General features: G+C 47.1%; 12 protein-coding genes. 8 read left to right on the top strand and 4 right to left on the bottom strand.

Translation table 11 applies throughout. The annotated features are described in order from the left end of the window. Positions 1-101 precede the first annotated feature (101 nt). From ACYIA1_RS13170 to der, 6 genes are all read left to right on the top strand, one after another. Positions 102-1259, top strand: a complete 1158-nt coding sequence (locus ACYIA1_RS13170; RefSeq protein ID WP_005853831.1) for a sensor histidine kinase — start codon at positions 102-104, stop codon at positions 1257-1259. 88 nt (positions 1260-1347) lie between these two features. Further along, the gene (locus ACYIA1_RS13165; protein WP_005867041.1) at positions 1348-1938 is read left to right on the top strand and encodes a YceD family protein; all 591 of its coding nucleotides are present in this window, start codon (positions 1348-1350) and stop codon (positions 1936-1938) included. A gap of 12 nt (positions 1939-1950) precedes the next feature. Then, positions 1951-2136: a 50S ribosomal protein L32 gene (gene rpmF, locus ACYIA1_RS13160; RefSeq protein ID WP_005634607.1), complete on the top strand. Its 186-nt coding sequence runs from the start codon at positions 1951-1953 to the stop codon at positions 2134-2136. A gap of 102 nt (positions 2137-2238) precedes the next feature. Then, entirely contained in the window at positions 2239-3243 is a 1005-nt protein-coding gene (locus tag ACYIA1_RS13155) for a beta-ketoacyl-ACP synthase III (protein ID WP_005867043.1), read from the top strand. After that, on the top strand, positions 3227-4117 hold the full coding sequence (gene era, locus ACYIA1_RS13150; RefSeq protein WP_008773803.1) for a GTPase Era: 891 nt from the start codon (positions 3227-3229) through the stop codon (positions 4115-4117). The genes ACYIA1_RS13155 and era overlap by 17 nt, the downstream gene beginning before the upstream one ends. Before the next feature lie 24 nt (positions 4118-4141). Beyond that, the gene (gene der, locus ACYIA1_RS13145; RefSeq protein WP_008773802.1) at positions 4142-5455 is read left to right on the top strand and encodes a ribosome biogenesis GTPase Der; all 1314 of its coding nucleotides are present in this window, start codon (positions 4142-4144) and stop codon (positions 5453-5455) included. 52 nt (positions 5456-5507) lie between these two features. On the opposite strand, the gene ACYIA1_RS13140 is transcribed toward der, so the two are convergent. The 3 genes from ACYIA1_RS13140 to ACYIA1_RS13130 form a co-directional block, all read right to left on the bottom strand. Continuing rightward, complete coding sequence (locus ACYIA1_RS13140; protein WP_044545263.1) at positions 5508-5783, bottom strand: type II toxin-antitoxin system YafQ family toxin; 276 nt, start codon at positions 5781-5783, stop codon at positions 5508-5510. After that, positions 5783-5989 (bottom strand): hypothetical protein, encoded by a 207-nt coding sequence (locus ACYIA1_RS13135; RefSeq protein ID WP_005867049.1) that lies wholly within the window; start codon positions 5987-5989, stop codon positions 5783-5785. The genes ACYIA1_RS13140 and ACYIA1_RS13135 overlap by 1 nt, the downstream gene beginning before the upstream one ends. Before the next feature lie 114 nt (positions 5990-6103). Then, on the bottom strand, positions 6104-6955 hold the full coding sequence (locus tag ACYIA1_RS13130) for a DUF6261 family protein (protein WP_480335471.1): 852 nt from the start codon (positions 6953-6955) through the stop codon (positions 6104-6106). Positions 6956-7579: 624 nt separating this feature from the next. Here ACYIA1_RS13130 and ACYIA1_RS13125 point away from each other — a divergent pair. Together ACYIA1_RS13125 and ACYIA1_RS13120 are read left to right on the top strand one after the other, a co-directional pair. Beyond that, entirely contained in the window at positions 7580-8923 is a 1344-nt protein-coding gene (locus tag ACYIA1_RS13125; protein ID WP_480335470.1) for a hypothetical protein, read from the top strand. A 345-nt stretch (positions 8924-9268) separates the two neighbouring features. Next, positions 9269-9862 carry a hypothetical protein gene (locus tag ACYIA1_RS13120; RefSeq protein ID WP_480335468.1) on the top strand — a complete coding sequence of 198 codons (594 nt, stop codon included), beginning with the start codon at positions 9269-9271 and terminating at the stop codon, positions 9860-9862. Positions 9863-9921: 59 nt separating this feature from the next. Here ACYIA1_RS13120 and ACYIA1_RS13115 read toward each other — a convergent pair whose 3' ends face one another. Next, a complete protein-coding gene (locus ACYIA1_RS13115) occupies positions 9922-12273 on the bottom strand; it encodes a glycoside hydrolase family 3 C-terminal domain-containing protein (protein ID WP_480335466.1) in 2352 nt (783 codons plus the stop codon). Between the last annotated feature and the right edge of the window lie 174 nt (positions 12274-12447).

The following is a 12447-nucleotide window of genomic DNA, read 5'->3' as shown; positions in this document are numbered from 1 at the left end:
ACGTCTCAACAATTGGGTGAGATTTCATTGTTTGCTGAATCGGGAACAATAAAGTTCGTATCTTGCCGTTATATTAAGAATTCACCGAATGATTCTGATTTATGAGCAGCATATATGATTCTCGTCAAAGATGGAAATTAGGCTTTATTTTTGCCGCTGTATTGATCGCTATGGCTTCTGTGGTAGTCTCGGATCTCTTGATTAAAGATCTGGCCCGAGAAGAGCGTCAGAAGATCGAGGTTTGGAGTGAGGCAACCCGGGTCATGACCAGTGAGAATCCAAGCCTTAATATGAATCTTATCCTAAAAATCATCCAAGGGAATACTTCTATTCCTGTTATATTATGCAGCGAGACGGATAGCGTGGTTTCTTACAATAATATAGAGATTCCGGAAAAGAATGTAGCGCAGTTCATGACGAATAAGGTTAAGGAACTGAGAACCAAAAATCCTCCGATCGTAATTGACATGGAGGATGGTACTTACCAATATTTATATTACGATGATTCGATTATCTTAAAGCGACTGCTTGTTTATCCCTATGCGCAATTATCAGTTGTATTTGTTTTTATATTAATCGCTTTTTTAGCCTTGGCTAGTACAAAGAAGGCAGAACAGAATAAAGTGTGGGTGGGGTTATCGAAAGAGACGGCTCACCAATTAGGAACGCCTATATCCTCGCTAATCGCTTGGGTTGAATATTTGCGAACGAAAGATATAGATCCTTCTCTATTGACAGAGATGGATAAGGATGTGAAACGCTTACAAACGATAGCGGAGCGTTTCTCTAAAATCGGTTCAGATCCAGATCCGGTTCCGACAAATATCGTGGAGTCCATCCGTGCGGCTTTGGGATATATGGAGACCCGTATTTCCTCGAAGGTGAAAATTAATACGTATTTGCCGGAGCGGCCGATATTGGTCTTAATGAATGATTCCCTGTTCGCTTGGGTAATCGAGAACCTGACGAAAAATGCGGTGGACGCCATGGAGGGGCAGGGTGAGATTTCGCTAAAAGTAGAGGAAAGAGAGAAGGTCGTGCTGATCGATTTGGCAGATACCGGAAAAGGTATCCCAAAATCAAAATTCAAGACGGTTTTCAATCCGGGGTATACGACCAAGAAACGTGGCTGGGGACTAGGCTTGTCCTTGGTAAAGCGTATTATCGAGTCCTTCCAAGGAGGAAAGATTTTCGTGAAGAGTTCGGAGCTGGGGAAAGGGACGACTTTTCGTATAAAATTGAAGAAATATAAGGGTTAAATCGTATTATAGGAAAAAATAAGCATAAAGGTATTGTTTTTGTATTTAGTTTTTTCGTACCTTTGCAAGGTTTTTACACTAAAAGGCTTTGGGGAAATTTAAATTATATAATGTAGATTTGAAAAATCTCTCTCCGGGAGTACACGAATTCGAGTATCTTTTGGAGAACAAGTTTTTTGTGGACATTGACGGAACCGAGGTCCAGAAGGGCAAAGTGAAGGTTCATCTTACCGTAAAACGGTCGTCAATGATGTTTGAGATGAACTTTCAGATAGAAGGGGTTGTTGTTGTTCCATGCGATAGATGCTTGGACGATATGGAAATTCCTATTGATACCCACAATCGTCTGGTGGTAAAATTCGGCAAGGAATATGCCGAGGAGAGTGATGAGGTTGTCGTGATACCGGAAGAGGAGGGCGCTATTAATTTGGCGTGGTTCCTGTATGAGTTTATCGCTTTGGCGGTTCCCATGAAGCATGTACATGCGCCGGGTAAATGTAATAAGGCAATGTCGTCTAAATTGAAGAAACATACCGCCAGAAGTTCGGATGAGACCGAAGACGATTTTGAGGATGACATGGGAGGTGATGATTTGGCGTTGGAAGATGACGGAAACGCTAGTCCTGCCGATCCTCGTTGGGATGCTCTGAAAGGTTTGCTAGAGAATGATAACAATTAAATAAATAAAACAATGGCACATCCTAAAAGAAGACAAGGTAAGACAAGAACAGCCAAGAGAAGAACTCATGACAAGGCTGTAGCTCCAACAATGGCAATTTGCCCGAACTGTGGCGCATGGCACATCTATCACACTGTATGTGGTGAGTGCGGTTATTACAGAGGTAAATTAGCGATTGAAAAAGAAGCTGCTGTGTAAGTTTGTCAACTTATATGGTTTGATGAACAAAAGAAATAGCCCTAAAAGTTTTTTTAGGGCTTTTTTTTAATTGGGATAAGTAGTCCTTTTATTTTTAAAGTTATGGATAAGATAAATGCGGTTATCACAGGAGTGGGTGGATACGTTCCTGAAGATGTATTGACGAATGAGGATATTTCCAAGATGGTCGATACGACGGATGAGTGGATCATGACTCGTGTGGGTATTAAGGAGCGCAGGATATTGAAAGGGGAGGGCGTAGGACTCTCTTACATGGGTATACGGGCCGTGAAGCAATTGCTCGAGAAAACGAACCTGAATCCGGAAGAAGTAGAGGTTATCTTGACAGCTACGACTACCCCGGATCATCATTTCCCGACAACTTCTTCTATCATCGCTTATCATACAGGTTGTAAGAATGCGATGACTTTTGATATGCAAGGTGCGTGCGCAGGCTTCTTGTATGCTTTGGAGACGGGCGCTAATTATATTCGCTCGGGGCGTTATAAGAAGGTGGTTGTCGTATCGGGTGATAAGATGACATCTATTACAGATTATCAAGATCGTTCTACTTGTCCTTTGTTCGGGGATGCTTGCGGAGCGGTCTTGTTGGAGCCAACTACCGAGGAGTTCGGTGTCTTGGATACTATTTTACGGACAGACGGCGTAGGCTATCCGCATCTGATCATGAAATCGGGCGGCTCGGCTTATCCTCCTTCTCACGAGACGGTGGACAACCGTGAGCATTTCGTTTATCAAGATGGACGTGTGGTGTTCAAGTACGCGGTTTCTTATATGGCGGACGTGGCCGCTGAGATCGCGGAGAAGAATGGCTTGACGCATGATGATATCGCGTGGATCGTTCCTCATCAAGCGAACCTGCGGATTATCGACGCTACGGCGAAACGCTTGGGCGTAGATATGGATAAGGTGATGATCAATATCCAGAAATATGGCAACACAAGCGCCGGTACGATTCCTATTTGTCTATGGGAATGGGAGAATCAATTGAAAAAAGGAGATAACCTGATCCTTGCCGCTTTTGGAGCGGGCTTTACGTGGGGAGCGGTTTATCTGAAATGGGGGTATGATGGAAAAAAAGCATAAATCGGGTTTTGTCAATATCGTTGGAAACCCAAACGTAGGTAAGTCTACGTTGATGAATCGTTTGGTCGGGGAGCGGATCTCTATTATCACCTCGAAGGCGCAAACGACAAGGCATCGTATTATGGGTATCGTGAATACCGACGATATGCAAATCGTGTATTCTGACACGCCGGGAGTCTTGCGGCCGAATTATAAGTTGCAGGAATCCATGCTTAATTTCTCTCAATCCGCCTTAGGCGACGCCGACGTGCTGTTGTACGTGACGGATGTCGTCGAGACGATTGATAAAAATAACGAGTTCCTAGCACGGGTACAGAGCATAGAGTGTCCGGTTCTCTTGTTGATCAATAAGATCGACCAGACCAATCAGCCGGAGCTGGAGAAGCTCGTGGCCCAGTGGAAGGAATTGCTTCCGAAGGCCGAGATCATCCCGATCTCCGCGCTTTCGAATTTCAATATAGATTACGTGAAGCGTCGGGTGGAGGAGTTGATGCCTGATTCCCCGCCTTATTTCGAGAAAGACGCCTTGACCGATAAACCGGCCCGTTTCTTCGTGACAGAGATCATTCGTGAGAAAATCTTGTTATATTATCAGAAGGAAATACCTTATGCGGTAGAAGTGGTCGTCGAGTTGTTCAAGGAGGATGATGAGCTGATCCATATCAAGGCGCTGATCATCGTGGAGCGTGATACCCAGAAAGGGATTATCATCGGGCATCAAGGGCAAGCATTGAAGAAAGTAGGTGCTATGGCCCGGAAGGATATCGAACGTTTCTTCGGAAAAAAGGTGTTTTTGGAAATGTTTGTCAAAGTGGAAAAAGACTGGCGTAATCGTGACAACATATTGAAGAACTTCGGTTATCAGCTGGACTAATAATAGCATACGAAAGGAGAATTTATGGGAAATATAGTAGCGATAGTGGGGAGACCCAATGTAGGTAAGTCCACCCTTTTCAACCGGTTGACGGGTACCCGTCAGGCGATCGTGAACGAGGAGGCTGGTACTACCCGCGACCGTCAATACGGCAAGGTGGAGTGGACCGGCAAGGAGTTTTCGCTGATTGACACAGGCGGATGGGTGGTTAACTCGGAGGATGTTTTCGAAGAGGAGATCAACAAGCAGGTAAAAGTGGCTATCGAGGAGGCGGACGTGATCTTGTTCGTCGTCGATGTATTGAATGGCATCACGGATCTGGACATGGAGGTGGCGCAGATCTTGCGCCGTTGCAAGCGGCCGGTGATCGTGGTGGCGAACAAGGCGGATAATTACGAATTGCATCCGGCCTCGGCGGAGTTTTACTCGTTTGGCTTGGGAGATCCTTTCTGCATCTCGGCCATCAATGGTTCTTATACCGGGGATTTGCTGGATAAGATCGTGGCGACGTTGCCCGAGGAGAAGGTGGAGATACTGGAGGAGGAGTTGCCCCGTATCGCGATTATAGGACGCCCGAACGCGGGAAAGTCTTCTCTTATCAATGCTTTTATTGGCGAGGATCGGCATATCGTTACCGATATCGCTGGAACGACCCGTGATTCCATCTACACGAAATATAATAAATTCGGCTTGAACTTCTATTTGGTGGATACGGCGGGTATCCGTAAGAAGGGGAAGGTGAATGAGGACTTGGAGTATTACTCGGTGATCCGTTCGATCCGCGCGATCGAGAACTCGGATGTCTGCGTGCTGATGTTGGACGCTACGAGGGGTATCGAGAGTCAGGATATGAATATCTTCTCGCTGGTGCAGAAGAATAAGAAGGGATTGGTGGTTTGCGTGAATAAGTGGGACTTGGTCGAGGATAAGAGCCAGAAGGTGATCGACTCGTACACGACCGCTATCCGCGAGCGTCTGGCTCCGTTTACCGACTTCCCGATCTTGTTTATCTCGGCCATGACGAAGCAGCGTATCCTGAAGGTGCTGGAGACCGCCAAGGAGGTTTACGAGAATCGCTCCAAGCGTGTCCCTACGGCCAAGCTGAACGAGGTGATGCTCCCGATCATCGAGAATTATCCTCCCCCAGCCTGGAAGGGTAAATATATCAAGATCAAATATATCACCCAGCTTCCGGCGGGCAGCGTGCCTTCTTTCGTGTTCTTCTGTAACTTGCCGCAATGGATCAAGGACCCGTACAAACGTTTCCTTGAGAACAAGATCCGCGAGAACTGGGATTTTACCGGTACGCCGATTAATATATTTATCCGGGAAAAGTAAATACTAGATACAAAAAAGCCGCTTCCTGTAATGGGGAGGCGGCTTTTTCTATTTAGAATAGGTCGGAATGCGTTCCGGTATCGGTGAAAAGCAAGATTAGCTCCGTGTCGTCTTGGCTCCATATCAGCAGCCAGTCTCCTTGGATATGACATTCCCACAATCCCGCGTATTTCCCGGATAGCTTATGCGGGTGGTATTGGGAGGGAAGGGAACCGGTTGTTTCAAGCAAGTTGGATACTTGCTCGAATAAGTTCATATCATATCCTCTTTTTTGGCATAGCCTCAAGTTCTTCTTGAACTTTTTGGTATAGTTGATGGAATATTTCATCAGCCTAGGATTTGTTTCATCAAATCCTTTGTGCTTTCCGCATGATAAATCCTTCCTGCCTTCACGTCCTCCAAGGCCTCGTCCAATCCGGATTTCTTCTGTGCCTTTACCTTGCCTTCCAGCGAGGTGATGAATTTCTTCAAGATGTCGGCGTATTTCTCGGGGATGGTTACCTCGAATGTCTTTAAGGATGTCGTTGTCTCCATATCGTTCTGTTTTAGGAATTTCCTTCGCGAATATACGGAATAAAAAGAGAAGGGGAATTGTTTTCCTTCTCTTTTTATTTCCCGCTTCCGCGTCGGGAGGGAGGGACGTGACGGTTAGATCTCGTCCGGGCTCTCGGAGTCTCCGCCGGGCGTAGGCTCGGGTGTAGGCTCGGGAGCGGGCGCCGGTTTCTTGGCGGAGGCCATGCGCTGGTTGTAGGCGGCGGTGGTCTCGGCGATCAGCTGGTTGAGGGCGGCGATGAAGGCGGTCGCTTTCTCGGACGGCTTCGCTACGCCATAGGACTGGGCCAGCAGGGTGAGATCGTCATAATACACGTCGATCCGCTTGCGCAGGTTGGCGCCGCTTTCCTTTTTGGAGGTGGTCCGGTTTTGGACGCGTTGCTGCGACAGGCGGTCGTAGGCGTTATTCTCTTTCTCCAGTTCGGCGAGGTAAGCGTCGAGGCCGAGCGTGGTGACGTACGGCTTGTTCTCGTCCTTGCGCAAATCCAGCAAGAGGCCCTTTATCTTGGCGGTCTCCTGCGCCATGGGGAGGCGGGCGATGCCGTTATAAGGCTTGATGACCTTGTATAGGAACTTTCCTGCGTCACGCTCGGCCTCCAACGGGAGGGTACCGGCCCGTGAGATGCGGGTGATGATATAGATGGCGAGGTTGTCGCGGTTGGTATCGTGCAAGGCCATTTGCTCGGTCTCCTGCGAGGTGCGGCTCTCGTCCACCACGTCGGCCATGGCGAGGAGGTCTGCCTCGTAGGTATCGAGGAATTCTTTGGTGAGGCCCAGCTCGGGGATGCCGTCGCTGCCGGTCAGCAGGGAGATCTCGTCGGGGGACTCGGAATCGCCGCCACCGCTGTTTCCGTTGGCTAGGTCGAGGACGTGGTTCATGAAGGAGAGGTACTCGGCGTTGTTGAAAAGAGAGAGCGGAAGTGTCTTGATTTTTGTGTAAGTACTCATGGTAAATTTGATTTAGAGTTTAAAAACTTCTCTAAGTTAGGGATATTTACTGAATAAGGGCTTCTTAGGCCTAAAAAATGGGGATTGAATGGCGCGAATAATCATCTTAGGCCTAAGAAATGGCTTTTCAAGGGTGAAAATAGGCTTTTTAGGCCTAAGAAATGGTTTCGCGGCCTTGAAAGTCCCTTCCTAGGCCAAGGAAATCACTTTTCACGGTTGAAAAACTATCTTTTAGCCCTAAGAAGTCATTTTTCACCCTTCGAGGGCATTTCTTAGGGCTAAGAGACATTAAGAATCTGATTGTTTTGCGAATGTTTTAAAAAAACACGATCTTTGCGATGTATTGGAAAAATAACGTAGAAGCGTTTCGATATTATCTTGTACTGGAATCTGGACAATTTCATTACCCAAGATAATAGGAAAATGGCTCCTGCGCTTTATCTGTTATATACCTACCCATTCATGGATAGATTATATACCTGCATAAGGCGTGGGATCATTGTCTTATTATTGGGTAAGGGCAGTCCAGAGCCTCAGTACAGTGATAGACAATGGTCTCCACGCTTCTTTTATTTGTTAACCGACGACCGGAGGAGGCACGGGAGGGGATAATTTTTTATTATAATGGTGAAATATTTGTGGGTGTTTTTCTTTTTTGTGTTTTGTGTTTCTTGTGGAGAGCAAGAGGATATAGTAGAAAATGAGGAGCCATTATTACCTTCCGCAGGAACTCCGTGGGATTACCAGTTTGAGAAGATTCTCCCTTTCTTAAAGGATACGGCGGGATTTGATAAGGAGTCTTTCTGTAAAGAGGGGACATGGCTAGCTTATGTTAAAAACGAGAAGCTGTGGATGGGGCTGTTTGGCAATGATTTCACGGGGTTAATCGGGGAATGGAATTCTTCTTTTGAATTGCCAAAGGAAACCAAAGGACTTAAGATTTGTCATATTGTCAAGGTGAATACAGGATATATTTTCTTTGTTCATGTTTATAATACGAGGGAAGTATCTCAAACATCAGGCATAACAAGTTTTTTGCTCTATTTAATAGATGGTTCTATTGAATTGATCCATCATTTTAAAGATGACTTTGATAAAGCTAGTGTTTTTGATTTTAGATGGGAAACTTATGGAGATAAACTTTTATTTACATTCTATGATAATCCGGGAGGAAAGCAATATGGCTATTTGTACTTCAATGGGGGAGTAAAGGCATCGCAGGCTACGGTCGTAAAAGATAAAAACTCTTATTTCTTTACTGGATTGAAAGATAAAAAACTGAAAATATATGTATGTGATGAGGAGAGTGGGATAACTGATTCTTGGAGTGGTGATACTTCGATCGACTTGAACCTTACGATCCATGAAGGCTATGGAGAATATAAGACGTATGAGGTTGACCTTGTTCGTTTGGAGGATATATTGACTATGCGTTGGGGCTATGTAGCCAATTTAGCTTTTCTATCAAGAAATCAAGAGATAAAAAAAGATGTGTTGATATTGAACGATCAAAATGGCATAAATAGATATGAGGAGACGGACTCTGATCCATACTCAGATATTCGTTTTTATAAGTGGTATGATGAGTCAATTCTATTTTATAATATGTATACGGACTCTTGTTTGGTAGTTTCTTCGACAGGAAAGGATATAAAGGAATTTTATAGTTCACGCTTATATGAAAAATTGGCTTCGGTAAATTATGAATCGATCTCCTATGAGGAAGCAATTTTTCTTAGCCGCGATTGGGATTTATCTCGTTTTGATTTAAGCAGATCGGAGTCTAAGTGGATTTCTCCTATTCGGATTTTGAAGGAAAATATGCAAAGGAATGCACAATTGACGGTTTCTATAGAAAATAAAAGCGGAAATCTTTGGGAATATAAATGTGATATACTTTATTATGAAGGCAATAAGAAACAGGTGAGGTTTTCCGTTGATATAGAAACAGGCGAAGTCTTTCCTTGAATGCCCTATATAGTCCGAAAACCTTTTCCATTGAATCTTATCGTATGAAATGGAGAAGGTTTTATAGTTCCATATATTTTATTTTTCCAATATCCCTATCATGCCCCCCTTCAGCACCGGGATATGGTTCATGATAAGCGTCCAAAGAAAATCGGGAGTCACGCTATCTCTCTTTTAAATGGGTCTTAGGGGATTTTCATCACGAATATATGGAATAAAAAAGATAAGGGTACGAGTTCGCCTCTCTTTTTTGTCTTTCTTTCATCCACATTTCCTTGAAACCCTTGGAATCCCCATTTATAATCGTACCTTTATGTCTCTTTACCTTAAAAATTAAAAATAATCATGTTTACGCCATCAATGACAAACGAGGAAATAGAGGCAGTGGCCTATAAGGACTTTCTGGAAATCCGGGGAAGAGTGGAAATCGCGAAGGATAAATTCGTACAAAGGGTGAGATGCACGCCCCCGGGATTTTGGACCTTGCATTCCTTGCAGGAGACACATACCCTTCAAACCCGCTCCAAGAATACATGGACTGTATATTTCTATTATTTGTACACGACACCGGCCGGTGCCGTGAAAGTCTCATCTATGATCTACACCTCCCTGCCGGGAGATGAAGGCACGGATTACCTGTTTATGAATAATCTCGACCGCTTCCGGCTGGAAAGGGTGAGTTCGCATTTCTCGCGACAATACGAGGAACGCTATATCGATCCGAACCAGATCCAACTGAACGGCCTTCTGCCCGCTATCTATTTCATGAGGACTGCTGGCGACCGGAAGATCGCTCCCTACACTCCCGATACATGGACCGAGGAGGAGAAAAAGGACAAATATCTTTTCGTGTCGGAGCAAGGGACCATGGAGGCGAAGCTGGAGGGGCGTGTGGAGACCTACCTTACTTTCTTAGAGCCGGAACAGCCGGGTGATTAATAAGTAGAGGGCGAGGTTGATACCCCGCCCTCCCGATAACTAGGTAGATACCTCCGGGCTTATCTTTTCAGAAGATCGATCCTCTCGCCGGGCAACAGTACCGCATGAACCTTCTCCGTTACCCGCCCCTTCACGTTGAAGGAATCCCTTAGGCGGATGTCGTCGGCGGAGGAGCCAATCTGCGCCTCATATTTACCGGACTCTACGACCCAATGACTGGCGCTCTCGTCGAAGGAGGCCAGATCCGTATCTTTCACCTTGAAGATGATCTCACGGCTCTCCCCCGGCTGGAGGAGTTGGGTCTTGACGAAACCTCTCAACTCTTTCGCCGGTTTATCCATGCTCTTGCCGGGGGCGGAGATATATAGCTGGACCACTTCCTTCCCGGCTACCGGGCCATTGTTCGTGATCGTGCAACTGATGCTGTAGTCCGTATCGCCCATGAACACTTTCAAGCTCGAATAATTGAAAGTAGTATACGACTGTCCGTAGCCAAACGGATAGGAGACGGGCACGCCGAACGTATCGAAGTAACGGTAGCCCACGTAGATACCCTCCTCGTAGTTGGTATAGTCAATATTCTTACGATCCGTATGCTCTGGGCCTCCTCCCATGAAGCCGGCTAACATTTCTTTCAGGTCGATACCCGAAGCGTCCGGGAAATTCTTCGTGGAGGCTACGTCGGCGATGCTCACGGGGAAAGTCATCGGGAGCTTACCGGAAGGATTCACCTTTCCGGACAGGATATCGGCTACCGTGTTACCCCCTTCCTGCCCGGCTTGCCAAGCCAATAGGATGGCGTCCGGTTCCGATTTCCAGCTGGCGGTCTCGATCACGCCTCCGATATTCAAGATTACGACCACCTTCTTCCCTTCCTTATGGAAAGCGTCGGAAACCGATTGGATCAACGCTCGCTCATTCTCCGTCAGGTTGAAATCTCCCTCGATCTTCCGGTCTTGGAACTCTCCCGAGCTACGGCCTATCGTAACGAAGGCGATATCCGCCTCTTTCGCCTTAGCGGCCAGCCCTGCGGCATCCGGTACGAACTCCGGGATACGAGGGTGGTTGAAGAAAGCGGCGGCGGGACTCGTGTCTTTCGGCTGTTTCGCCTTTTCCTCGGTACTGTATTTCTCGTATAAGGCTTTCACTTCGGCGTCCATGGTATAACCGGCGTTCTCCAGACCTTCCACGAGGGATACGGTATAAGCCTCGTTCACGTCGCCACTGCCGGTGCCTCCGGCGATAAAATCGTACGAGGTGGTACCGTAAGCCGCTATCTTCTTGATACCCGGGGCCAGCGGCAAGGCATTATTCGTATTCTTTAATAAAACCATACCTTCGGAAGCGGACGCACGGGTTACCTCGGCGTGAGCTTTTAGGTCCGGTTTGTCGGAATAGGCGTATTGGGCAAAGCGGGGGGCTTGAAGGATCAGTCGTAATACACGGGTTACGTCCGTATCCACGTCGTCGATAGAGAGAGAACCGTCCTCAAGCGCTTTTAGGAGGGCCTCTTTCTGGTCCGTCCGTCCGGGCATCAGCAGATCGTTTCCGGCGTGGATCTGGGCGGGGGCGTTCTTGCCGCCAAACCAGTCGGTCATGACAAGGCCGCTAAAGCCCCATTCGTCACGGAGGATGGTCGTTAATAAATCACGGCTTTCGGAGGCATACTCACCATTTATCTTATTGTAGGAAGACATGACCGTCCACGGGCTTGCCTCTTTTACGACCATCTCGAAACCTCTTAGGTAAATCTCCCGCAAGGCACGAGGGGTGAGGCGGGCATCCGTTCCTGTCCGGTTGGTCTCTTGATTATTGACGGCGAAATGCTTGATGGAGGTTCCCACGCCATTGCTTTGGATACCGTTTACCATCGCTGTCGCTATCCGGCCCGTCAAGTAGGGATCTTCGGAATAATACTCGAAGTTACGTCCGCAGAGAGGGCTTCGGTGGATATTCAGCGCGGGGGCCAAGAGTACGTCGCAACCGTATTCTTTCACCTCGTCGCCCATGGCGTTGCCTACGTTTTTGACCAATGCGGTGTTCCATGTGGAGGCTAGCAAGGTAGCGACCGGGAATGCCGTGCAATAATAGGTCGCCTCGTTCCCCTTGCGAGTCGGGGAGATACGTAATCCGGCGGGACCGTCGGCCACTACGATAGCGGGGATTCCCAGACGTTCGATCGGGAAGGTCGTTCCGGCGGCTCCCGGCACTATATTTTGCGTGCTGCCGACTACGGCTGATTGGCCGCCGAACCCGGGCATTCCGGTTCCGACTAACAGGGATACTTTCTCTTCGGCAGTCATGGCGGCTACGATTTTCTCGATAGGATCTTTACCCAATTGCGGCAAGGTTTGGGAGTGCCCTACTTGCATGGCCATCGTAAGGCATACGCCCATTAATAGTTTGTTCATATAGAATGGTTTTTGTGTTTTTCAGTGCCCCAAAAGTAGGCGAAGGAATCGAGGCGGACAAAGAAAAAGAAAGGTATCGGAGGTAAGGATTTCGTTTTTTGATGAATATCAAACATTGTAGGGGTTTGATGATATATTTAGGGGACGCCGACTGCGCAGTCGGCGTCCGGTACT

The sequence above is a fragment of the Parabacteroides sp. KHUB-02 genome, from assembly GCF_056640955.1.
This window is presented reverse-complemented; position numbering and strand designations above follow the sequence as displayed.